Raw genomic sequence first — 20,983 nt, 5'->3', positions numbered from 1 at the left:
GCGAACTATGACGCCGCATGGCAATTCGAATCGTGGATGGGCCCAAATGTGCTTTGGCTCGCGGAGTGGACGAGCCAGGCGGTCCCCTTGCGGCCCGGCATGCGCGTTCTGGACATAGGCTGCGGCAAGGCGGCGAGTTCGATCTTTCTGGCGAAGGAATTCGGCGTCACGGTCTGGGCTGCGGATCTATGGATCAAACCTTCCGACAACTGGCTGCGAATCGAGGCGGCCGGGGTCGCCGACCGGGTTTTTCCGATCCACGCCGAGGCGCATGCGCTCCCTTTCGCGCACGACTATTTCGACGTCATCGTCAGTTTCGACGCCTACCATTATTTCGGCGCGGACGATCTCTTCCTTGGGTATGTCGCGAAGTTCCTGCGTCCAGGTGGCCGCCTCTGCTTCGTCTCGCCGGGCGTAACGGAAGAGCTGCCGGACGGACCACCTGAGATGCTGCGCCCCTATTGGGAGTGGGAGTTTTGCAGCTTTCACAGCCCGGCGTGGTGGCGGCGGCACTGGGAGAAGACCGGGCTCGTCGAAGTGGAACTGGCCGACCTGCTCCCCGACGGTTGGCGACACTGGCTCGAATGGAACGAGGTCTGCGCCGAAGTTGGTGCTGGCTTCGATCTGACCAAAGAGAGCGAAATGCTTCGGCTCGATGCGGGGCGGACGCTCGGGTTCACGAGGGTCGTCGCCGCCAGACGACCCTCAGGAAAATAAATTCGGCACCTTATTCCCTCTCTCCGTCAGCGGAGAGAGGGTAGCAAATTTATGACCCTCGCAAGGCTCGAGCAGTTCATCGGTTCGAAGCAACCTCACCCTCGCGAATGGCAGCGGTGGGTCAAAAGTAGGCGTCACCTCATCACCAGATATCGTCGAGCAGCCGGAGCGGCAAGCGCAGGTCGGCTCATAGCCGCCGTCTTTGCTCTCGGGTAATGGCTTGGTCCAACGCTTGAAGGAACTGCGACCGGTTAGCTGAAGAAAATGGCGGAGGGCCGCCGGTGATTTCGCCCGTTGAGCGGATATGCTCCATGAGCGAGCGTTGCGCGAGAGCCAAACCGATCGAGTCCTGTGTAAAGGCGCGACCATAGGGTGCGATAGCATGCGCGTCCTTTGCCAATATCCGTCCGGCCAAAGGAATATCGCTGGTGACGACCACATCTCCAGCAACCACCTGCTCTACGATCCAATCGTCGGCCACGTCGGCTCCGGCGTCAACGATTATCCTGGCGATCAGCGGCGACCGCGGGATTTGTATAAAACTGTTGGATACGACGAAAGTCTGCAAACCATAGCGAGAGGCAACTTTGTAAGTTTCATCTTTCACGGGGCACGCGTCGCCGTCGATGTAGATCTTGATCGTCATGACGCATCCTAACCTATCGGGCGTCGGGTCGTCGCCGCACGGAAGAAAGTCCCATTCATTCTTTCCCGTTCACGAACGGCGAGGTCGTGCCACACTTACACGTTCCTGGATCGTGGCCTTACGCGCAGAGAAATATCCGCAAGCCCGTCCTCTTGACTCCCGACCTCGAATGGGAGAACATTTAGAGAACATGACATTGAGCCCACACCCAGAGGTCGAGAAGGCGATTGCGGCACGAGCCCGCCATAGAGTCGTTGCGCGCGCAGATCGAGAAGATCGAAGGCCGAGCCCGGCGCGTCAAATCGGTCCTTCCGTTCGGAATCGCCGACATCGATGCGCGTCTTCCGGGCGGTGGCCTCCCCCTCGGCGCGCTCCATGAGATCGCTGGCGGCGGCAACGGCGCCGTGGACGGCGCGGCCGCGGCGCTGTTCGCCGCCGGGATCGCGACGCGTACGAAAGGCAAGGTTCTCTGGGTCATCACGCGATCCGACCTCTTCGCCCCGGCGCTGGCGCAGGCGGGCTTGCCGCCCGATCGCGTGATCTATGTCGAGGCCGGCAACGACAAGACCGTGCTCGCATGTGTCGAGGAAGGCTTGCGGCACGGCGGTCTCGGCGCGGTCGTCGGAGAAGTCGCGCGTCTCGACATGACCGCGTCCCGGCGTCTCCAGCTCTGCGCCGAGGGAAGCGGCTCGATCGGGCTCGCGTTGCGGCGCTGGCGCCGGCAATCCGAAGCCGTCGACTTCGGTCAGCCGACCGCCGCGGCGACCCGATGGCGCGTCTCGGTCCTACCCTCAGCGGCCCTGCCGATCCCCGGCGTCGGCCGCCACCGTTGGCTCCTGGAGCTGATCCGCGTCCGCGCCGGTGAAAGCGCGGATTTCGAAGTGGAGGCGTGTGATGGCTCGGGTCGCCTCGCTGTTCCTGCCGAGCTGGCCCACGGACCGGCTTCGAAGGAAGGCCGGCGAAGCGGCGTCGCCGGCTGAGACGCCGCTCGTCCTGATCGGCCACGACGGAAGGAGGCAGGTGGTGCGGGCTGCGGACGCCTCGTCCATAGCTGCGGGCGCGCGCGTCGGAATGTCGGCCGCCAAGGCGCGGATTCTCGTGCAAGGCCTCGTCGTTCGAGATCACGACGCCGCGGCCGACGCCCAGGGCCTCGACCGTCTCGCGCTGTGGGCGCTCCGACGCTACGCGCCGATCGTCGCGGCTGATTCCCCGGACGGCTTGGTGATCGACTCCACCGGCGCCGATCATCTCCTCGGCGGCGAAGAAGCGATGCTCGCCGGCCTGATCGACAGGCTTTCATCGTCCGGCGTGCGCGCTCGCGCGGCGATCGCCGACAGCTGGGGCGCGGCGCACGCCTTGGCTCGCTACGCCGGGCGGCCCGCGCTGATCGCACCGCTCGGCCATGGCGGTTCCGTGCTGACGGGCCTTCCGCTCGCCGCGCTTCGCCTGCCTGCCGACATGGTCGCGGCGCTCCATGTTCTCGGCTTCGAGCGGATCGGCGATCTCCTCGCGCAGCCGCGCGCGCCGCTTACTCTGCGCTTCGGGCCGCAGCTCGGGCGACGCATCGATCAGGCCCTGGGAATTCTCAGCGAGCCGATCGAGCCGATCCGCCCCGACGAGCTGATCGAGGTGAAGCGCAATTTCGCGGAGCCCATCGGCGCGGCCGAGACCATCGCCCGCCATATCGGCGAGCTGGTCGTCCAGCTCTGCGCCGGACTGGAGGCCGAGGGACTGGGGGCCAAGCGCCTCGACCTCATTTGTCACCGGGTCGACGATCGCGTGCAGGCGGTCCGTGTCGGGGTCGCCATGCCGGTGCGCGACGTGAAGCGCCTCACGCGGCTGCTGACCGACAAGATCGACACGATCGAGCCCGGCTTCGGCATCGAAACCCTCAGCCTCGCCGCGACACTGGCCGAGCCGCTCGCGGAAAAGCAGACCCTGACCGCAATGGTCGATGACGGAGCGCCGGACGTGTCCGATCTCGTCGACACCCTCGTCAACCGCGTCGGTGAGCGCAGCCTCTACCGAGCTGCGCCGGTCGCCACCGAGACGCCCGAGCGCTCGGTGCGCCGAATTCCGCCCATGGCGCCGGACACAGGCGCGACATGGCAGGGGCGCTGGCCTCGGCCGTCGCGGCTGTTGCCGTCGCCCGAGCCGATCGAGACAATGGCCGCCCTGCCGGATCATCCGCCGGTCGCCTTCACCTGGCGCGGCGTCCGGCGACGCGTCCGCCGGGCCGACGGCCCCGAGCGTATCCGCGGCGAGTGGTGGCGGAGCGATGCAGAGCTGACCGCCGTGCGTGACTATTTCCGCGTCGAGGACGACGCCGGCGAACGCTATTGGATCTTCCGCTCCGGAGATGGCGAGGACCCCAACAGCGGCTCGCAGCGCTGGTTCCTGCACGGAGTGTTCGGATGAGCGGCCCATTCCGCTACGCCGAGCTGCAGGTCACATCGCATTTTTCGTTTCTGCGCGGCGCGTCATCCTGCGATGAGCTTTTCGCCCAGGCTGCGCTTCAGGGCGTCGAAGCGGTCGCCGTGGTCGACCGCAACTCGCTGGCCGGCGTCGTGCGCGCATTCGAAGCCGCCAAGGCGACCGGCGTGCGCCTGATCGTCGGCTGTCGCCTCGATCTCATGGACGGCATGTCGGTGTTGGTCTATCCGACAGACCGCGCCGCCTATGGCCGCCTTTGCCGGCTGCTTTCGCTCGGCAAGAAACGCGGCGGCAAGGCGAAATGCATCCTCGAATGGGCCGATCTCGTCGCCTATGGCGAGGGCCTGATCGTCATCCTCGTTCCGGACGAGCCCGATGAGACCTGTGGCCTGCGATTGCGCCGGCTGCGCGACGCTTTCGGCGACCGCGCCTATCTCGCATTGACGCTTCGTCGGCGCCCCAACGACCAGCTTCGCATCCACGAGCTCTCGACCATGGCCGCGCGGATGCGCGTGCCGAGCGTCATCACCAATGACGTGCTCTATCACGCGCCCGACCGGCGCATGCTGCAGGATGTCGTGACCTGCATCCGCCACGGCGTCACCATCGACGAGCTGGGCGATCGGCGCGAGCACGGCGACCGCTACATGAAGCCGCCCGAGGAAATGCGCCGGCTGTTCCCGCGCAATCCCGAGGCGGTCGCGCGCACGATCGAGATCGCGGCACGTTGCCGCTTCGACCTCAGGGAGCTTTCCTACCAATATCCGGAAGAGCGCGACGATCCGACGCTCACTCCGCAGGAGACGCTGGAGAAGCTCGTCTGGGAAGGCGCAGAAACGCGCTATCCCGAAGGCGTGCCGGAGAGCGTCCGGGCGTCCCTGCGGCACGAGCTGGGCCTGATCGAGAAGCTTCGATACGCGCCGTATTTTCTCACGGTGAACAGCATCGTCCGCTTCGCCCGCTCCCGGGATATCCTCTGCCAGGGTCGTGGGTCGGCCGCCAATTCCGCCGTCTGTTACGTGCTCGGCGTCACCTCGATCGATCCCGGCCGCAACGACCTCCTGTTCGAGAGGTTCGTCAGCGAGGAGCGCCGCGAGCCGCCGGACATCGATGTCGATTTCGAGCACGAACGGCGCGAGATCGTCATGCAGTGGGTGTTCGACACCTATGGCCGCGACCGCGCGGCGCTTTGCTCGACCGTCATCCGCTATCGCGCCAAGGGCGCGATGCGCGACGTCGGCAAGGCGCTCGGCCTCACCCAGGATGTCGTCGAGACGCTGTCGAGCCGTGTCTGGGAACAATCGGAGGGCGCCGAGGACGTACACGTCGGAACCCTCGGCGACCGTCGCTTGCGCTTGGCGCTCGACCTCGCGCGTCAGCTCATGGGGACGCCCCGGCATCTGTCGCAGCATCCCGGCGGATTCGTGCTCACCCAGGACAGGCTCGACGAGCTTGTCCCGATCGAGCCGGCCGCGATGGACATGCGGCAAGTGATCGAATGGGACAAGGACGCCATCGACGCCTTGAAGTTCATGAAGGTCGACGTGCTGGCTCTGGGGATGCTGAGCTGCATGAAGCGCGGCCTCGACATGCTCGCCGATCACAAGGGAATCCATCTCGATCTCGCCGCCATCCCGGCCGAGGACCCGCGGACCTATGCGATGATCCGGCGCGCTGACACGCTCGGAACCTTTCAGATCGAATCCCGCGCGCAGATGTCGATGTTGCCGCGGCTGAAGCCGCGGACCTTCTACGATCTCGTCGTGCAGGTCGCGATCGTCAGGCCGGGACCGATCCAGGGCGACATGGTCCACCCCTATCTGCGCCGCCGGGAAGGGCTGGAGCCCGTCGTCTTCCCGAAGCCGGAGCTCGAAAAAGTGCTCGGCAAGACCTTGGGCGTTCCGCTCTTTCAGGAACAGGCCATGCGCGTGGCGATCGAATGCGCCGGCTTCACGCCCGGCGAAGCCGACATGCTGCGCAAATCCATGGCCACTTTCAAATTCACCGGCGGCGTCTCCGGATTCAAGCAGAAGCTGATCGAAGGGATGGTCGACCGCGGCTATGAGCGCGACTTCGCCGAGCAGACCTTCCGCCAGCTCGAAGGCTTCGGCTCTTACGGCTTTCCGGAATCGCACGCGGCCTCTTTCGCGCTCATCGCCTATGCCAGCGCCTGGCTGAAATGCTGGCATCCCGATGTGTTCTGCGCGGCGCTGCTGAACGCTCAGCCCATGGGCTTCTATGCGCCGGCCCAGATCGTCAGGGACGCGGTCGCGCATGGAGTCGATGTGCGGCCGGTCTGCGTCAACGCCTCGCGCTGGGATTGCTCGCTGGAGCCGACCGAGGACGACAGCCGCTTCGCGGTGCGCCTCGGCCTGCGCATGGTCAAAGGTCTCGCCAACGCCCATGGGGGCGCCATCGTCGCCGCACGGGCCGACCGGCCCTTCGCCTCGGTCGATGATCTCTGGCGGCGCGCTGGCGTCCCTTCCGCGGCTCTGGTCCATCTCGCCGAAGCCGACGCCTTCCGTCCGGCCCTGGGGCTCGCCCGCCGCGAGGCGCTATGGGCGATCAAGGCGCTGCGGGACGAGCCGCTTCCTCTCTTCGCGGCCGCCTCCGCGCGGGAGGCCGAATTCGTGCCCGAGGTGAACGAGCCCGTCGTTACGTTGCGGCCGATGACGGCGGGCGGCGAGGTCGTCGAGGACTACGGCCATGTCGGACTGACATTGAGGGCGCACCCGCTCAGCTTCCTCCGCGAGGATCTCCGGCGCCGGCGCATCGTCACCTGCGCCGAGGCCATGGCGGCGCGCGACGGCCGCTGGCTGGAAGCCGCGGGCATCGTCCTCGTCCGCCAGCGTCCGGGCAGCGCCAAGGGGGTCATGTTCGTCACCTTGGAGGACGAGACTGGCATCGCCAATCTCGTAATCTGGGCGAAGGTGCTCGAGGCGAACCGGCGCGCCATCCTGTCGGCCGGCATGATGGCGGCGTACGGCCGCGTCCAGCGCGAGGGCGACGTCGTTCATCTGGTCGCACAGCGCATCACGGACCTCTCGGCCGACCTCGCCAGCGTGGGCAGCCGGGAAGCGGCGTTTCCTCTTCCGCATGGCCGGGGCGACCAGCTCCGCAGCCGGGGCTCGATACGCGTGAAAAGCCGGGATTTTTGCTGATCGAAATCTCTACAGCCGCCTCGCCGCGACGGCTGCGTCGAGATAAGTCGACGCAGCCGCCAGGGTCGAGAGCGCATCAGCGATTTTGGAGCGCGGATGTCTCCTCGACGGGCGATGACCCGCGCGCCGAGAAGCTGGAAAGCTGCGGAGATCCGCTCGCCCTTTCGTGACGCGATCTTTTATCGAAAGATCAATGTCCTCGGCGCGGCAAGCCGACGATGAGCTGCTGGTCCGCGGCTTGGGCGGCGCTCGAGATCACCCGTTCGAAATTGTGGAACGCCGGTATTTCATCGAGACCCGCTCCGGGCGAGACCGACTCTCGGAAGGACCGGAAGTAGCTCTCGAGCGTCTTGATCTGATAGGAGAGGGCGACTGCGTCGCTTCCCGCAGCAATGTCGTAGGGAAAGAGACCGCCGGGGCCGGCGGGCCAAGCAGTATTGAGCTGGCGACGATCGAACGCGAGCGCATAGAGAGCCGCCTCCGTGATTGCTTCGCGCTCGGTCGGCCCACCGCCGAAATCGACCGTGACGAACCCTTTGGCCAGCGCGGGAAGACGCCCGAGGGCGGCGTCCTTATTGCCGATCCCGAGCGCCTCGCAGGATTCTTTTGCGAGCAGCGGGAAGCGCTTGTCGCCGGTGTAGGGGATATTTCCGACGAACAGGATTTTGAGCAGGTAGTCCGGGCTGATGAAGTCGCCGGAGTAGATATCCTTGAAGCGCCGGCGGCAGTGCTCGGCGAATTCCGCTGACGCGGACAGGGGCTCCCCGGAGCCGCCGGCGCGCTGGAGGCCGAGCTCGGTCTCCATGGCGTTGAACGCGTCGATGTATTTAATTTTCCACTCCAACGCTTCATCTCCAGTGAAGCCGAAGGCGAGAAGCGCGAAGCCGTCGCGGGTCATCGCGAAAGAGCGAATGGCGCGGTCCTGCACGGTTGGATGAGGGTGAGAAATCTCCCTAAACCAATGTTTTTGCGCATCCCTCAATTTTGAGGACTGGAGCAACCCGTCGATATCGCGCAGGACGTTGTCATGGCGTTTGCCGAACACATCGGCGACCTGTCGGCTGTCGGCGAGGACTCTCCCATCGGCGACGGAGACGAGGATTTTGACCGGCAGGTTTTCGGCCGGAGCGCCGGCATCGTGGTTTTGATGTTCTGACATTTTCCACTCCGTATTGAAATATCAGCTGTTTTCCAAACAGCCGCTATGCGCCTGGGGCTGTGCCCGGGCACCACGAGAATCAGCTTGCGAGTGGTGTGTGCGAATATGAAGCGCTGCGGCGGCCGGAAATTCGCGCAAGAGGCCGCTCAAAAAATTCATCGGACCGCGCCGCGCGCGCCGAATTCCGCGCCGGCACCCCCTTCGAATTCAACTTTTGCGTATTTTTCTGCGCGCCAGCGCGTTTTGCGTGTGATGTTCGCCGGTTCGGCTCTGAGCGCCCCGGAGGGGCGTCCGGCACCAACGGTGCAATGGTCCATAATGGTTGTTTTTGAGTGTCGCGACATTGACTCCCGACTGACGCGGGAGTGTCGCGAGAGTGCTGCCGAGCCGCGGCGCGCAAGCAAGACTGGGACCAGCATAAGAGGACGCGCCAAAAAAAGATAGTGACGGGCCGAATTTCAAATTGGGGTTCGCGCACCTTCCGACTTTCATCGCGAGACGAGAGCCGCGGCGAACGGCGCCCTGGGCCTGCCGGGGCGGTGGCCTGTGGCCGCAGGAGCGCGAGGAATGGGCGATGACAGAGCGCAAAAAATCGCTGATCGAACTGAAGGCCTATAGCCGACACGGCGACATCTACCGATGGCTGCGGGAAAATTATGCCCGCGTCGAGCCCGAGATCGTCGGATTGAAGCGGACTTGGGATTCGATCGCCGCGGACATCGGTCGAGAAGGCGTTCAAGGGCTGCGAGGCAAGACGCCTTACGGAAATTCGGTGCGACGAATCTGGCCGCGCGTCTGCCGCGACGTCAACGCGGAACGCGAACGACAGGCTGCCGAGGCTCGTGAACGCGAATCGAGGGCGGAGCAGAGGCGAAGCTACCCGTCACGACAACCGGCGGACTTGCGGCCGATGGTCGCGACGAATGGCGCGGCGAGCGCGGTCGGGAGCAGCGCCGTGGGCGGCCGCGTGCTCGCCCTGCCGAAAGCGGGGGCGCCTGGGGTTCGCGAGGGGCTGGTGCGACATCCGATCGAGCCCCAGCGGGCGGTGCAGCAACGTGTCGCGGCCGAGGCGGACATTCGCACACGCATGAGCGAGATCGGGGAGGACGGGCGTCTGACGCCGCGCGCGATCGAACTGACAATGGCGTGGAGCGGGATGCAGGCGCGCCGGGCGGACAAGTGGACGGGCTTGGCGCAGGGACTGCTCGTCCTCGAGGACGAGGTGCTTCTGGTCGAGTTCGAAACGGCGAGGCGACCATGACGAAGGGACAAAAAAATCCGAGTTCATATTCGCGCACGGTCGGCCGACGTTTGCGGCGTCGGCGCGGCCAAGACGGCGGCGGTCGAGAAGCGGAGGCTATCACCATGGCAAAGGTCGAAAACCAAATCGAAGACACGGGAACCGCGGTCACTGGCGCGTCGAAGGCGGGCGAGGCCGCCGCGCTTCCCGTGCTGATCATGATGCTGGGCCGGGGTCGAGTCGGGAAGACGGCGACGGCGACGACGCTCATTCAATACTATCGGTCGGCGGGCGGGCAGTTGCAGGTCTGGAATGCGGACCAGCAAAACGAGACGCACAGCCTGTCGCGTTTTCATATGGACGCGCTCGAACCGCGCCCGGGGAGCACCTTCGAGGACCGAAAGCGCTGGCTGGAGGATCGGATTCAGGATCAGAGTCGGGGGCGATTTCACGCCTTGATCGACTTTCCCGGCGGGGATTCGACCGTGCTGAAGCTGGCGCAGGAGACGCGTCTCGTTCGATTGCTGAAACGCATGGGCATTCGGCCGGTGGCGGTTCATGTCGTCGGGCCGGAGAAGGCCGATCTCGATTATCTGCGACATATGGCGGCGGCCGATGTGTTCATGCCCGAGGCGACGCTCATCGTTTTGAACGCGGGGCTCGTCCAGTCGGGTCAGTCGATCGCTCAGTCGTTTGCGGAGATCATGACGGATAGCGTCGTTCGGGACGCGGTTTCGAAGGGCGCGGTGGTGATCACCATGCCGGCGCTTCCGTGCATGTCGGAGATCATGGATCTGGGGATCTCGTTCCGCGACGCTGCGGATGGGAGGTTCGAGGGCGACGAGGAGCTGCTGTCGCTGTTCGATCGTGCTCGGACGGAGATTTTCTTGGAGGAGGAGCTTGCCGAGGCGTTGAGCGGGATTCCGCTCGCATGGACGCCCGCGGCGAAGGAGGCTTGATGATGTTGGATCACAGCAATCGGTCGGGAGGCGCTCAGGCGTCCGAGGCGGCGACGATTACGGAGCCGCTCGAAGGCGCGATCCGCGAGGTCGAGCAGGCGGCTCACGGCTGGGGCGTTCGGACGAACCATCCAGAGGGCCGGTTCATCGCGGTGTTCATGGCGGCGCTGCGGGCGCTCGGGTCGCTCGTTGCGGGATCGGTGGCCGAAATGCGGGAAATCGTTCGTGGCGCGCAGAGCGCGACGGATGCGGAGATCGCGCGGCTTCGAGAGGCGAACCGGATGGCGGCTCTGGCGATCCGGCAGGCGGAAGTGGTGCAGGAGACGATCGTCAGCAACGTCTGCAAGGACTTGGTGAAGAATCTGACGAGCGAGTCGCAGCAATGGCTAGTGCTGGCGGAGAACAATATCCACCGTCGCCGGACGCGCATTTTCGCGATGAAGATGAGCGCGGCGGCGTTGGCGCTGCTGAGTGTGAGCTTCTGGTCCGGTTATCAGATTCGCGTATTGCAGGACGAGCCGGCGCTGCAATCGCTGGCGCGCTGCGCGAAGACGCCGATGCGAGTGGCGATACAGGGTCAGCCGACGGGTGACTGGGTGTGCAAGCTGGAGACGCTGGCTCCGCGGGAGTGGCGAGATTTGCCGGACGAGCTGAAGCGTCGGTGGCTGACATGGTGGCCGTTTTCGGGCTGAGGCCGAGCCGGCGGGTCTGACACGGAGGAGGGGCGAATGCGCGGCGCGCGTCTGCCCCTTTTTTTCCGAGCGGACTGCTCGGCCTGCAATGTTCAATCGCATGTGAAGGCGAGCAATTTCTCGACGCGGTCTTTGATGAGATCGCCATGGCACGGCTTGTCGAGCGGGGCGCCGTGACACCAGCACATGAGGATGAGGCGCTCGCCGGCGCGCACGCGCTCGGCGAGCTTTTCGGTCGCGGCGGACATCGGCCCGCCGCGCGCGATGTCGGCGTCGTATTTCTTCTTGTAGAGCGCGATGACTTCGGCGCGGCGGGCGTCGTCGCGGTGATTTTGGAGAATGAAGGGATTGCCGAGGATCGGATTGCATCTGTCGATATCGACGACGGATTCGCCGGGGCGCGGCTTGGCGGCGGCGCCCTTGCGCTTGTTTCCGAGGCGGAGGCTCCCCGAAGCGGCGCGGATTTGGTCGCGTGCGGCGGCCGCTGCGGAGGGGTCTCGTCGGGAATCGAGGGCGTTCATTCGCTTGTCTCCTGTCAGAGTGGCGAATCCGAAGCGCTGAGGGCGTTCGGTCATTCGGGGTCGGGGGGCTGCTGACTGGCGCGGCGATAGGAGGCCTTGCCTTTTTTCGGCGCGATGATTTTGGGGCGGGCGTCGAGAGCAGTCTCGGCGCCGGCGTTGGCGGCGCGTCGGCGCAGGGCGCGGGCGGCCTGGTTGATCGGGCGAGCGATGCGCCGCCGGGAGAGAGGCATAGCGATGACTTTCGTGGTGGCGAGGCGAGCGGCGAGCTACCATTCACCATAGAGTTCGCCGTCCTCTAGGCGCCAGACGTCCCAGTCGAATCCGGAGGACGTCCCGTCGCCGTAGAAGGCACGGCCGGTCACTTTCAAGACGGCTCCTCCTTCGAGCGAGGCGACCTCGTCGTCGATCTCGATGTGCACGCAATTTTCGGATGACGTCATGAGGCGCGCGACATAGCCTTTTGCGGTTTCCGCGGTGAGCTGCATTGGTCGCTCTCCTGGTCGGGTGGATACGTTACTGAAATGCGGAAGCCTTGTGGCTGCTGCAGGTCGTGCGTCAAGCGTCGAAGGCGGCGATTTCGGCGTCGGGCGATTTGCGCTCTGCGGGCTCGGCGCGATCGGCGGCTTTCACGAACTGGGCGACGAAGGTGAAGCTCGTTCCCGAATTGCCATTGAACGGCTTCCAATAGCCGCGCAGGTCGAGCGTTGCGCCGATCGCATATCCGGCGACGATCGTGTCGAATTCGTCGCGGCTCATGTGATCGGGGGCATACCAGACGGCGCGGGCCTCGCGGCCGTTCGGCTGGTCGCCATAGAAATGGATGGCGCGGTCGCCGGCGATGGTGAAGCGGGCGTCGGGGTGATCGGTGAGGGTGACGCGGAGGGCGTCGCGGGATCGCAGGAGGCGACGGGTGTGGTCGGCGGCGATGGCGTCGGCGCGGCGGCGCTGTTCCTGCTCGCGCTGCTCGGCTGCGTTCGGGCGGCGGAGCTTGGTGAAGTCGAACATGTCGTTCTCCATCGAGATCACGAGATAGGGAGGCGGGGACCTTTCGATCCCCGCCGCTCGGGCTCAGCCGAAGGCTCCCAATTCGGCGGCGGCGGACTTACGCTCGACGCTTTCGGTCTCGCTGTGGGCGACGTAGGGCTTCCAATCTTCGCCGGTGATTTGGAGATAGGCCTCGACGGCTCCCTCGGCGGCGGCGAGGAGGGCGTAGGCCTGGATGGCGAGATCGGCGGCGAACTGGCGAGCGCGCTGGGCCTTGGACTCGAAGCCGGCAGGTGCGTCGCGATCCTCGTCGCGGGCTTCGTTGGCGAGCTTGGCGGTGAGGGTTCGGGCCTCCGTCACCTTTTCGGAGTAGAAGCGTCCGGCTCCCTGGGCGGAAGCGACGTAGGTTCCGACAAGGCGCTGAAAGTGCATTTTGGTGGCGGTCTCGTTGAGCGCTTCGTCGAAGGCGGTCCAGGTCTTGCGGAGCAGCGTGTCGTGGGCGTCGCGGATCCCGGAAAAGTCGGGCACGGAGAGGGCGAAGGCTGCGGCGACGTTTGTCGCGATCGCGTCGTTGGGGCAGAGGAGGCGCGCGCTCTCGAGGGAGATCGGGGGACGAGCGGGCTTATTGCGTTTCGCAGCGGACGTTTGGGGACGCTTGGTCATGATCGTGATCCTGATTTTCTGGGCCGCGGGTTTCGCCGGCCCGATGCCGGTTTGTTCCCCTCGGTGCGGTCCCTGAAAGCCTGGCCATGAGAGCGGGCCTGCACCCACGTCCGGCGACCATCGGGCGGCGGCGCGGGCCGTAGCGGAGCGAAGGACGGCGAGACGCCGACTTTTTTGCTTCGCGATGCAAAGATGTCCGGGGCGAGGAAAAAAGATCCGGCGCTCGCGCCGGTCAAAAAATGAACTGCCCCGGCATCGGCGGAAAAAAGTCGGGGGCCGCCGTTGCGGGGCCGGTCGGCCAGGCTTAGGGACGCAACAAAACCGAGGGGGCAAACCGACGTATCGGGCCTGCCGAGCGAAACGCCCCCAGAGAAATCAAGCGATCTTCGAGACCGAGCGTGATCTCCCGACTGCCGCGACTGCGAGACGCATCCCGCCGAACCCTCGATCGACCGGAGCGCGCCGACGACTGCCGACGCGCGCGACGAACCGTCGATACCGCGGCCTCGACCTCGATCGCCCCCGACGATCGCCCGCGGCCCATGACGCGCGCCGCGACCGGACCGCCCACGGCGCTCGACGAGACTGGCGCCCCAGCACATCAGCGCATCGGACGGACCGAGGCGCGCACTGCCGGGAGCCCGCTTTCTCGGAGACAGCGACGAGGCTCCCACCCCGACAGCGCGCTCGCCATCGACAGCGACGAGGTCGCGCCCGCCGTGCGAGAGACCCTTGGCCAGCGCTCGCCTTCGCGCCGAGCCATGCAGGGCTACGCCTGCCGCCGGCCGTGGCGCCCACTCGCCGATCACAACGGCGAGATTGGCTGCCCACGGCGCCGCGAGATCGCGGCGAGCGCAAATCCGACGCGCTTCCGAAGGGGCGCCCGGCCCGAGCGGCGGGATTGAAGGGCGCCCGCCTCTCCGCACGCCCGCCTCTTCAAAGTGAGGGAACCGAATCTTCGTTCTGAAAACCGCATGCGGACGCATGTGCGGAAACTCGTCCCGCGCGCGGGAGCGCGCTGGGGAGAAACAGCCGTCGTCAGGCCTTTGGCATGCAGGGATTGTTCGCGCGTCGGATCGGTTCGCGCGAAAGCGATCGTAACCGGAACGGCCGAGACGTCGATTGCGACGGCTCGGTGAGCGCCGCGCGCGGCGCGAGTAGAGCGCGGTTCCGATTTATCGGAATTCGCCTATTGGTGGAGAATCGGAGCGGCCGGAATGAATCTCGTGAGGGCGGCCACGGCTCCGACGATGGTTCCGACCAAGACGAGGGTCTGAAATCCGATTGCGCTGATGACCCATTTGAGGGTGTTGGCGTTTGTCTCGGTGATTTTCCGATCGAGGCCCTCGATTTTGAGCTCGAGGCGGTGCTCAGCGCTTTCGATTTTTTGGGCTTCGAGATTCGCACCGATTTCGCGGAGCCTCTCGGCCGCGCGTCGGAATTCCGGCACGGGCTGGAGCGACGCGCGGCGAGGATTTGAAATGGCGATACATTTTTTGAACGTCGGCTCGGTTCGGCGGTCCGAAGGGCGCAGCGTGATTTCGGCGGCGGCGTATTGCGCGCGATCGAGGCTGAAGGACACGAAGACACTTCGCGAGGTGGACTTCTCCGCCGGGAACGATCTCATTCATTCGGAGATCTTGCTGCCTCTCGGCGCAGATGCTCGGTGGGCTGAGCGAGAGATCCTCTGGAACGAAGTCGAAGCAGTCGAGACGCGCAGCAATGCGCAGCTCGCGCTGGAAATCGAGGCGGCGCTGCCCGACGATCTACCTGCGGGCGACGAGGTGGGGCTCTGCAGGGAATTCGTGACGCCGCTATTCGTCGAGCGCGGAAGGGTGGTGGACGTGAACCTGCATCGCGCCGTCGGCGCCGATGGACATACCCGCGTGTATCTTCATGCGCTGTTGTCGATGCGGGAGATCGGATCGGATGGTTTCGGGAAAAAGCTGGATGATTGGCATGGGCCGAAGCTCCTCATGCAATGGCGCGAGCGCTGGGCGATACTCTCGAACAAATATCTTCTCGCCGCGGGCCGGGATCGGTTGATCCGGGCGGGCGCGGATGCGGTGCGCGGCCGAGGGCTCGAACCACTTTTCGACGACGCCGAAAGCGAGCGCCTGGCGGAGAACTATGAAATCGCTTGGCGCAATGGCGAGCGACTGCTCGGTGAGCCCGATCTGGCGCTGAGGGCGTTGACCAATGCGAGCGCGACGTTCTCGCACCGCGAGATGATCGCGTTTGTGAGCAAAAATACTGCAGGAAAAGAGCAATTCGAGACGGCGCGGGCGCGCGTGGAATGTTCGGTCGAGCTTGTCCGGCTCGCCGACGGCGAGAGTTTCAGCACGCGCAGCCTCGTCGCGACAGTGCAATGCGCGCCCAGCCAACGCGGAGCCGTTGCTATGGCTTCCGGCGGCCTCGACGCGACGGAGACGAGCCAGACGCTGGAGGAGGCGATTTCTCAATGGGAGCGCGCAGGCCTACGGCTTCGCGGGGTGGGCTTGACATATGAGACGGCGAAGGCGTTTGAGAAGAAGTCGGGCATCAAGAGCGTCGGTGTTCACGGACTTCTCGGCCGGTGGAAGAAGAAGCAGGATCGACTGGCGTCGACGGACGTACTGGTCGTGAATGACGCCAAAGGCTTGAGCGCGCGGCAGAAGGAATGGATGTTGCGGGCGACGCGCGCGGCGCGGGCGAAGCTGGTGTTGGTCGACGGAACCCGACTCGTCGAAATCGACGGCGGCGCGACCGGACTGAGCCCCGAAGAAATGACGGCCGTGAGCTGTTGACGGCGAGCGAACTGCGCACATCCTTTAAGCACAGGCCATTGTCGAAGCGATAGTAAGCATTTGGAGAGAAGTGTCGATGAACGCCCTCATTAAATTGACGGATATCGATCGCCCGCGCGAACCGCTCGAGGTCGAGGTCGTGGAAACGAACGCGCGAGCGATGATCGTGGGGGTTCCAGGCACGATCATGGAATTCGAGTTGCGACGCTCGCTGGATGGCGCGTGGTTCGAGGGAACGATCGGCGGGCGGCATTTTCGCTTCGATCCGAACGCGTCCACGACGCGCGAGAGAGCGAGCGCGGCGACAAAGGGAAGAAAAGTCGCGGCTGCGTGACTTTTCCTCTTATATTCAATAGGTTGAAGTTGCATCCCGAAGCCGCGTCTGATTTGATGAAACGATCGGCAAGAGGAGAGTGGCCATGCGCATTGAATTGACGCCCGGCATGACGAATGTCGTGCGCTTTCCGATCGAGCGGCGAGCAAAGCCCTCGATAGACCTCGTGCGCGATATCGCGCCGGATTCGCGAGAAGTCTCATTGGTGATCGAGTCGTTCGGATTCGACGACGACATTGATGACGTTCGCGACGCCGCCGATCGAAAAATGACGGAATTCATCGCGGTTACGGTGCGTCGGGAGCCCGGCTCGCAGCGACAGGCGGAGCTCGACCTGCTGCTGCAGCCGATCGTCGAACGCGCGGTGTCGCTGTGCCGTGAGGCGCATGACGCGTCGTTGGCGGCGGTGAAGGCGCAGCGCCTGGTGGTCGAGGCGCAGTCGGAAGGTTGCTATTGGCTGACGCCGCTCAGCGAGCGGGCGTCGGCGCATACCTTCTACGCTGCGCGATTGCTGGTCGACGCGCATGTAGCGTGTCAGCGCGCGGCGGGCGCGTCGCGTGCGATCGAGATCGCGAAGCGCGGCGAGACCTGGGCGCCGTTCGACTTGCACGCGGAAGCACTTGCGTTGTGCGTCGACGAGCTCGCAGCGAGGTCGTCGAATCGCTGAAGCTTTCCCGGTTTACGGCGCTCTAAAATCGGGACGAGGGGAGGCGTCGAACCTCCCCTTCGGGCGATCGATCAGTAGGGAATGGCGTCATCCGGGGAAGGAGATGCGCTCCTTTGCCGGCGCCCGAAGGAGCCGTCCCGCGCATCGGCGTCGCGGTGCTCCGCGTCTCGATTGTCGGCGGCCTGCGCGAGGCGCGAGAAATCGTTGCAGATGAGATCAACGGTGAACACGCGCTCGCCATCGTCCCGCTCATAGCTGTTCTGGCGGACGCGACCGCGTGCGTGAACGAGATCGCCTTTGCCGATATGGTTTTCGATGTGTCGAACGATCGAGGTCGAGAACACGACGAGCTCGTTCCAGTGCGGGTCGTCCCGCCACTCTCCGCCCTCGTCCTTGTAGGAGTAGTTCGACGCGATGGTGACGTGCGTGGTTGAGCCGACCTTCTTGACCACGCCAACGCGTCCGATGATCTGAAATTCTGCTATGTTTCTCATTACATTTCTCCGAGCGGGGCCGCAGCCCGTTGCACGGCGTTCACGAACAGCCGGAAAGGCGATCCGGAGCCTCCGGCCGCAAGGCCGGAGGTCGAGCTTCAGCGCTGAGCTCCTGGAGACCCTGAATTTTGCGCCGCGAGGAATGTCCGCGCTCGGGCGCCCCGCCGTTCGAGGCGGGGCGGCGCGGACAGGGGAAAATTCTGCGGCGCCTGGAGCCGAAGGAGTCGACGACGACTGTAGAACGCCGACGTGCAATCGGGCTTTCGGCTTCTCGCTCGATTCGATTCTTCATTCTTCCCTTTTTCGAAATTCCTCGCATCTCGCGGGGGCGACGCTGCGGCGCGCCGGCATGAGCGGCGGCCGGACTCCGCTCCCGGAAGCCCGTCGCAATCAGGAATTAGCCAAAGGCGAAGCGACGACACGGCCGGAAGATCCCCGACGATGATTTCGCGGTTGACAGGAATTTCACATTCGCGCCGAGGAGAGCAATGTTGAGAGCCTTCTGCAAAAGGAGGTCTCATGTTGCGAAAAATGAATGTGTCCCCTCCGCGCGACGGCGGTGGTGGAAACGGCGGTCGGCGCAGTCGACGCGGCGACTCATGCCGATTGATCGTGGCGGCGCTGGCGGCGGTCGCTGGATGGCCGCTCTTGGGGAGGGCGCCGGCAAGCGCCGATCCGACTCCCGTCGTCGAACGCGGATTGCCCGCGACGGTGATCCCGACCTATCGCGAGAAGGGAGCGCCGAATTTCAGTTACCCGACCGGCGGCTCGGATACAGGTCCCGGAAACGGAGGAGGAGGAGGAAATGGCGGCGGCGGCTACAATGGTGATGGCGGTATTGGCGCGGGCACGATCGCTACCGACTACAGCCAATACAACGGCCAAAGCGTCGGAAGTGGGCAGTGCGTCGCGCTGGCGCAGGTCACATCGGACGTCGGGCTGACTTCCACCTGGGTTCCAGGAGAACAGGTTCAGGGCGCGAGCGACATCGCAACGGGGACTGTGATCGCGACATTCGGCGAGGACGGAACCTACACGAACACGACGGGCCAAAGCCACACGGCAATTTACCTCGGTCAAAATGACCAGGGCATACAGGTAATGGACCAATGGCTGAATCAGCCAGCCCATTACCGGACGATATATTGGACAGGGAACAATCAATATGAGACGGGGGACAAATTCTATGTCGTATCACACTAGGGCGCTCGCCATCCTGATGCTGATGGCTCCGACGGCGGCCTTCGCCGTCGAACCTTGCAAGAATAACCTATCGGGGATCACGATCATTTCGGGACTGGCGGACCCGCCGGGGACACTCACGCCGGACACGGAATCGCTGACGCCCGACGGCTCTCTGAAGGAGCAAGGATGGCATAATCTCAAGAAGGCGCATCAACCGCTAAAACTGGTGTGCCGATATAAGGATGGAACGCGCGAAACTTTTGTTTTCAAGAGTCCGATTGACCAATGCGTGTACACTCCTGGGCATGTGGTGTGCAAATAGAGCTGCCCGTCGACTATCGAACTACGAGGGAGGGTCGAGTGCAACCGCAGCATTCGACCCTCAATTCATATTCGCGCACATGGAGCGCACGGTTGCAGTGCGGACGATCTTGGAGCGGCCGCCTGCAATTCGGGAGCCTTTCATGAATAAGGAATCGTCGGCGTCACGTCTTCATCCGAACGCAAGTCGGGTTTCGAGCTCTCTCGTCGGATTCCTTGTGGACGCCCTTTCGATAGCGATCGGAGCGGGTGCGCTGGGAGGCGCTGTCGCCGGCATTGTCGTGGCTCTGTTGGACGGTCCGAGCGCAATTCGAGGGCGTATGCTCGATGCGCCATTCATTCATCCTGCTTCGCGCGTGAGCGACGACTTGGCGCGACTATTCGAAAGAAGTGCGGGTGAGCGAAGCGAAGCTTCGGAATCCCAACTCGCGGGCATGAATCTGTCGCAACATAAGCGGATGGCGCCGCGCTCGACTTTTCGGAGCGATGGAACTCGGGAGCATCTGCCGCTCGCAAGCGGAGAGTGAGGCTGCGAGCGAGTGCATTCTCGACACACTCCGGCGCCCTCTGCGTCCGATTTCGTTGCTGGCGCAAACGCCGGGCATATCCACATTACGCGGCGATAGGTCGAAGCCGTAAATTGCGATCAGACACCCACGGCAGAGACGGATATTCGGTCGCTTGCTTGCACATGCCGAGATCGTCGTGAAGGATCAGTGTGCGGACGGCGATCTTGCGGATGCGCCCATCACGGAGGGACCGCACGATGGCGAGATCGGAGCGGCCGCTCACATAGACGTCTTCCCATTTCCCTGTGGCGACGCTGCGGCGGGAGGCCGCGACAACGCCGTTCAAAAACGCCAGAACAATCCAGGGATCGCGGCACACAGGCGTGCCGCGAAATCGATCGCGCCAATAGCGATCGTTCTGTAGATAGTAGATGGATCCGACGGCGATGACGCCGACGCCCTTCGGATTGTCGCCGCCCTGACGGCGCTGTGCATAATATTGCCGAATCATATCGAAACTCCGAAGCTGGGGACATCCGGTCGCAAAGCCTCCGTGTCAGTCCGCCCAGGCGCCGACATGAAGAACGGACCCGTCTTTGAAAGTGACCCGAATGCCGACGCCGCATTCGATTTCGGTCTTCGCGTGATCGATTTCGAAGGGCCAGTCCCTTTTGATCAGCCTCATGGCGTATTCGACGGTCATCTCTTTGCTGTCTTCGCCGTCGAATGCGAATTGCGCCAGATGCGCGATGCTGGTGGCGCTCCCGAATATTTCGGCGGCGACATCGACGTGTGTCCTGGCCATCGTCGTGTCTCCTGGAGTCCGCCAACCGAATGGGCGAGGCGGCGAGAATGGGAATGACCGCCGCCTCGGCTCTCGAGCACGATCAGGCAGCCCTGACGATCGTGTTGTTGGGGAATTGGACGGTGGGATGACAACGCCACATCATGGACCATCTTCCGCCGCCGTCGTCTTGGAAGGCGGCTGAGCAGGAGAGGGTGGTGTATTGAGATCGATCTCCTCGACTTCGTTGCCGTCGTCGTCCAGCAATACGCAATAGACGTGCGTTCGAACGAGATTGTCGGGCTCGATGCGGGCGCTCTGCCCGTCCGGCAGAGAGACCCAATTGGAGGATTTCTCACGAGCGCGCGCATGGGCGTCGACGAGAATATTTGCGCCGTCTCGGGGCGTGGGTGCAGCGACTTTGAATTCTGCACAGTCGCTTTCCACCTGCTCTTCGATGAGAAGGATGCGGTAGGTCGGCATTCGGGGGCTCCATAGGTCGAACGGCTATGAACGCGCGGGGCTTTGCGCCGTGATCTCGGTCGCCTTCGTGAGAATGCGAACGAGGTTTCGTGTCTCGTCGAAGGTGAGACTCGCGTGCCCGAAACTGTCGCCGAACCGAAATTGCACGGCGACGATACGCGGGGACTCGTTATAGACGCGAATGCAATCTTGTGCCGTCATTGGTCTCTCGGTCTTGGGAACGCGTTTCAGAAGTGGAGCGCGCC

Annotated in this window: 23 protein-coding genes; 13 read left to right on the top strand and 10 right to left on the bottom strand. The window is 64.3% G+C overall.

The features are described 5' to 3' along the window. The first annotated feature begins 36 nt into the window (after positions 1 to 36). The gene (locus K3F48_RS04865; RefSeq protein WP_255608331.1) at positions 37 to 717 is read left to right on the top strand and encodes a cyclopropane-fatty-acyl-phospholipid synthase family protein; all 681 of its coding nucleotides are present in this window, start codon (positions 37 to 39) and stop codon (positions 715 to 717) included. 187 nt (positions 718 to 904) lie between these two features. Here the strand turns inward: K3F48_RS04865 and K3F48_RS04860 are convergent, their stop codons facing one another. Then, positions 905 to 1,363 carry a YaiI/YqxD family protein gene (locus K3F48_RS04860; protein WP_222574288.1) on the bottom strand — a complete coding sequence of 153 codons (459 nt, stop codon included), beginning with the start codon at positions 1,361 to 1,363 and terminating at the stop codon, positions 905 to 907. Between the two features lie 227 nt (positions 1,364 to 1,590). Here K3F48_RS04860 and K3F48_RS04855 point away from each other — a divergent pair, with 227 nt between their 5' ends. Genes K3F48_RS04855 through K3F48_RS04845 form a run of 3 tightly spaced genes read left to right on the top strand, consistent with a single transcriptional unit; the run spans position 1,591 to position 6,957 of the window. Next, complete coding sequence (locus tag K3F48_RS04855) at positions 1,591 to 2,343, top strand: ImuA family protein (protein ID WP_222574287.1); 753 nt, start codon at positions 1,591 to 1,593, stop codon at positions 2,341 to 2,343. Continuing rightward, positions 2,258 to 3,781, top strand: coding sequence for a DNA polymerase Y family protein (locus K3F48_RS04850; RefSeq protein WP_222574286.1), 1,524 nt, complete (start codon positions 2,258 to 2,260; stop codon positions 3,779 to 3,781). Before K3F48_RS04855 ends, K3F48_RS04850 begins: the two co-directional genes overlap by 86 nt. Then, entirely contained in the window at positions 3,778 to 6,957 is a 3,180-nt protein-coding gene (locus K3F48_RS04845; RefSeq protein WP_222574285.1) for an error-prone DNA polymerase, read from the top strand. The genes K3F48_RS04850 and K3F48_RS04845 overlap by 4 nt, the downstream gene beginning before the upstream one ends. Positions 6,958 to 7,147: 190 nt before the next feature. On the opposite strand, the gene K3F48_RS04840 is transcribed toward K3F48_RS04845, so the two are convergent. Beyond that, positions 7,148 to 8,002 carry a Rha family transcriptional regulator gene (locus K3F48_RS04840; protein ID WP_370631357.1) on the bottom strand — a complete coding sequence of 285 codons (855 nt, stop codon included), beginning with the start codon at positions 8,000 to 8,002 and terminating at the stop codon, positions 7,148 to 7,150. Between K3F48_RS04840 and K3F48_RS24815 the strand changes: the two genes are divergently transcribed. The 4 genes from K3F48_RS24815 to K3F48_RS04825 all read left to right on the top strand — a co-directional run bounded on the left by K3F48_RS24815 (position 7,985) and on the right by K3F48_RS04825 (position 11,007). Next, a complete protein-coding gene (locus K3F48_RS24815) occupies positions 7,985 to 8,113 on the top strand; it encodes a hypothetical protein (RefSeq protein WP_370631356.1) in 129 nt (42 codons plus the stop codon). The two genes, K3F48_RS04840 and K3F48_RS24815, sit on opposite strands and share 18 nt — an antisense overlap. A gap of 913 nt (positions 8,114 to 9,026) precedes the next feature. Then, positions 9,027 to 9,377, top strand: coding sequence for a hypothetical protein (locus K3F48_RS04835; RefSeq protein ID WP_222574283.1), 351 nt, complete (start codon positions 9,027 to 9,029; stop codon positions 9,375 to 9,377). A gap of 104 nt (positions 9,378 to 9,481) precedes the next feature. Beyond that, positions 9,482 to 10,315 carry a hypothetical protein gene (locus tag K3F48_RS04830; protein WP_222574282.1) on the top strand — a complete coding sequence of 278 codons (834 nt, stop codon included), beginning with the start codon at positions 9,482 to 9,484 and terminating at the stop codon, positions 10,313 to 10,315. After that, positions 10,315 to 11,007, top strand: a complete 693-nt coding sequence (locus K3F48_RS04825; protein WP_222574281.1) for a hypothetical protein — start codon at positions 10,315 to 10,317, stop codon at positions 11,005 to 11,007. Before K3F48_RS04830 ends, K3F48_RS04825 begins: the two co-directional genes overlap by 1 nt. Positions 11,008 to 11,099: 92 nt before the next feature. Here the strand turns inward: K3F48_RS04825 and K3F48_RS04820 are convergent, their stop codons facing one another. The 5 genes from K3F48_RS04820 to K3F48_RS04800 form a co-directional block, all read right to left on the bottom strand. Next, positions 11,100 to 11,528: a DUF4326 domain-containing protein gene (locus K3F48_RS04820; RefSeq protein ID WP_222574280.1), complete on the bottom strand. Its 429-nt coding sequence runs from the start codon at positions 11,526 to 11,528 to the stop codon at positions 11,100 to 11,102. 50 nt (positions 11,529 to 11,578) lie between these two features. Continuing rightward, positions 11,579 to 11,758, bottom strand: a complete 180-nt coding sequence (locus tag K3F48_RS04815) for a hypothetical protein (RefSeq protein ID WP_222574279.1) — start codon at positions 11,756 to 11,758, stop codon at positions 11,579 to 11,581. Positions 11,759 to 11,794: 36 nt separating this feature from the next. Further along, the gene (locus K3F48_RS04810) at positions 11,795 to 12,013 is read right to left on the bottom strand and encodes a hypothetical protein (protein ID WP_222574278.1); all 219 of its coding nucleotides are present in this window, start codon (positions 12,011 to 12,013) and stop codon (positions 11,795 to 11,797) included. Positions 12,014 to 12,083: 70 nt separating this feature from the next. After that, entirely contained in the window at positions 12,084 to 12,533 is a 450-nt protein-coding gene (locus K3F48_RS04805; protein ID WP_222574277.1) for a hypothetical protein, read from the bottom strand. A 63-nt stretch (positions 12,534 to 12,596) separates the two neighbouring features. Beyond that, positions 12,597 to 13,175, bottom strand: a complete 579-nt coding sequence (locus K3F48_RS04800; RefSeq protein WP_222574276.1) for a hypothetical protein — start codon at positions 13,173 to 13,175, stop codon at positions 12,597 to 12,599. Positions 13,176 to 14,226: 1,051 nt separating this feature from the next. Between K3F48_RS04800 and K3F48_RS24810 the strand changes: the two genes are divergently transcribed. The 3 genes from K3F48_RS24810 to K3F48_RS04785 all read left to right on the top strand — a co-directional run bounded on the left by K3F48_RS24810 (position 14,227) and on the right by K3F48_RS04785 (position 16,962). Next, positions 14,227 to 14,655, top strand: a complete 429-nt coding sequence (locus K3F48_RS24810; RefSeq protein WP_370631355.1) for a hypothetical protein — start codon at positions 14,227 to 14,229, stop codon at positions 14,653 to 14,655. A 1-nt stretch (position 14,656) separates the two neighbouring features. Beyond that, entirely contained in the window at positions 14,657 to 15,961 is a 1,305-nt protein-coding gene (locus tag K3F48_RS04790; protein ID WP_255608304.1) for a MobA/MobL family protein, read from the top strand. A 500-nt stretch (positions 15,962 to 16,461) separates the two neighbouring features. Further along, on the top strand, positions 16,462 to 16,962 hold the full coding sequence (locus K3F48_RS04785) for a hypothetical protein (RefSeq protein WP_222574273.1): 501 nt from the start codon (positions 16,462 to 16,464) through the stop codon (positions 16,960 to 16,962). A 71-nt stretch (positions 16,963 to 17,033) separates the two neighbouring features. Here the strand turns inward: K3F48_RS04785 and K3F48_RS04780 are convergent, their stop codons facing one another. Then, positions 17,034 to 17,456 carry a single-stranded DNA-binding protein gene (locus K3F48_RS04780; RefSeq protein ID WP_222574272.1) on the bottom strand — a complete coding sequence of 141 codons (423 nt, stop codon included), beginning with the start codon at positions 17,454 to 17,456 and terminating at the stop codon, positions 17,034 to 17,036. A 519-nt stretch (positions 17,457 to 17,975) separates the two neighbouring features. Between K3F48_RS04780 and K3F48_RS04775 the strand changes: the two genes are divergently transcribed. Beyond that, positions 17,976 to 18,659 (top strand): BPSL0067 family protein, encoded by a 684-nt coding sequence (locus K3F48_RS04775; protein ID WP_222574271.1) that lies wholly within the window; start codon positions 17,976 to 17,978, stop codon positions 18,657 to 18,659. Positions 18,660 to 19,574: 915 nt separating this feature from the next. Here the strand turns inward: K3F48_RS04775 and K3F48_RS04770 are convergent. Then, positions 19,575 to 19,982, bottom strand: a complete 408-nt coding sequence (locus K3F48_RS04770) for a hypothetical protein (protein WP_222574270.1) — start codon at positions 19,980 to 19,982, stop codon at positions 19,575 to 19,577. 66 nt (positions 19,983 to 20,048) lie between these two features. On the opposite strand from K3F48_RS04770, the gene K3F48_RS04765 reads away from it, so the two are divergent. Continuing rightward, positions 20,049 to 20,333: a hypothetical protein gene (locus tag K3F48_RS04765; RefSeq protein ID WP_222574269.1), complete on the top strand. Its 285-nt coding sequence runs from the start codon at positions 20,049 to 20,051 to the stop codon at positions 20,331 to 20,333. Between the two features lie 84 nt (positions 20,334 to 20,417). Here the strand turns inward: K3F48_RS04765 and K3F48_RS04760 are convergent, their stop codons facing one another. Further along, on the bottom strand, positions 20,418 to 20,738 hold the full coding sequence (locus tag K3F48_RS04760; protein WP_222574268.1) for a hypothetical protein: 321 nt from the start codon (positions 20,736 to 20,738) through the stop codon (positions 20,418 to 20,420). Between the last annotated feature and the right edge of the window lie 245 nt (positions 20,739 to 20,983).

It is taken from the genome of Methylosinus sp. Sm6 (genome assembly GCF_019802345.1).
Lineage (GTDB): Bacteria > Pseudomonadota > Alphaproteobacteria > Rhizobiales > Beijerinckiaceae > Methylosinus.
The sequence above is the reverse complement of the archived record's forward strand: the minus strand, read 5'-3'. Positions and strand labels throughout refer to the sequence as shown.

Coding starts and splice junctions, on each gene's coding strand:
- K3F48_RS04865 (WP_255608331.1), top strand. CDS start 37: ATGGGCCCAAATGTGCTTTGGCTCGCGGAGTGGACGAGCCAGGCGGTC.
- K3F48_RS04805 (WP_222574277.1), bottom strand. CDS start 12,533: ATGTTCGACTTCACCAAGCTCCGCCGCCCGAACGCAGCCGAGCAGCGC.
- K3F48_RS24810 (WP_370631355.1), top strand. CDS start 14,227: ATGCAGGGATTGTTCGCGCGTCGGATCGGTTCGCGCGAAAGCGATCGT.
- K3F48_RS04790 (WP_255608304.1), top strand. CDS start 14,657: ATGGCGATACATTTTTTGAACGTCGGCTCGGTTCGGCGGTCCGAAGGG.
- K3F48_RS04810 (WP_222574278.1), bottom strand. CDS start 12,013: ATGCAGCTCACCGCGGAAACCGCAAAAGGCTATGTCGCGCGCCTCATG.
- K3F48_RS04800 (WP_222574276.1), bottom strand. CDS start 13,175: ATGACCAAGCGTCCCCAAACGTCCGCTGCGAAACGCAATAAGCCCGCT.
- K3F48_RS04860 (WP_222574288.1), bottom strand. CDS start 1,363: ATGACGATCAAGATCTACATCGACGGCGACGCGTGCCCCGTGAAAGAT.
- K3F48_RS24815 (WP_370631356.1), top strand. CDS start 7,985: ATGGCGTTTGCCGAACACATCGGCGACCTGTCGGCTGTCGGCGAGGAC.
- K3F48_RS04765 (WP_222574269.1), top strand. CDS start 20,049: ATGAAGAACGGACCCGTCTTTGAAAGTGACCCGAATGCCGACGCCGCA.
- K3F48_RS04780 (WP_222574272.1), bottom strand. CDS start 17,456: ATGAGAAACATAGCAGAATTTCAGATCATCGGACGCGTTGGCGTGGTC.
- K3F48_RS04850 (WP_222574286.1), top strand. CDS start 2,258: ATGGCTCGGGTCGCCTCGCTGTTCCTGCCGAGCTGGCCCACGGACCGG.
- K3F48_RS04825 (WP_222574281.1), top strand. CDS start 10,315: ATGATGTTGGATCACAGCAATCGGTCGGGAGGCGCTCAGGCGTCCGAG.
- K3F48_RS04820 (WP_222574280.1), bottom strand. CDS start 11,528: ATGAACGCCCTCGATTCCCGACGAGACCCCTCCGCAGCGGCCGCCGCA.
- K3F48_RS04760 (WP_222574268.1), bottom strand. CDS start 20,738: ATGCCGACCTACCGCATCCTTCTCATCGAAGAGCAGGTGGAAAGCGAC.
- K3F48_RS04835 (WP_222574283.1), top strand. CDS start 9,027: ATGGTCGCGACGAATGGCGCGGCGAGCGCGGTCGGGAGCAGCGCCGTG.
- K3F48_RS04845 (WP_222574285.1), top strand. CDS start 3,778: ATGAGCGGCCCATTCCGCTACGCCGAGCTGCAGGTCACATCGCATTTT.
- K3F48_RS04830 (WP_222574282.1), top strand. CDS start 9,482: ATGGCAAAGGTCGAAAACCAAATCGAAGACACGGGAACCGCGGTCACT.
- K3F48_RS04775 (WP_222574271.1), top strand. CDS start 17,976: ATGTTGCGAAAAATGAATGTGTCCCCTCCGCGCGACGGCGGTGGTGGA.
- K3F48_RS04770 (WP_222574270.1), bottom strand. CDS start 19,982: ATGATTCGGCAATATTATGCACAGCGCCGTCAGGGCGGCGACAATCCG.
- K3F48_RS04815 (WP_222574279.1), bottom strand. CDS start 11,758: ATGCCTCTCTCCCGGCGGCGCATCGCTCGCCCGATCAACCAGGCCGCC.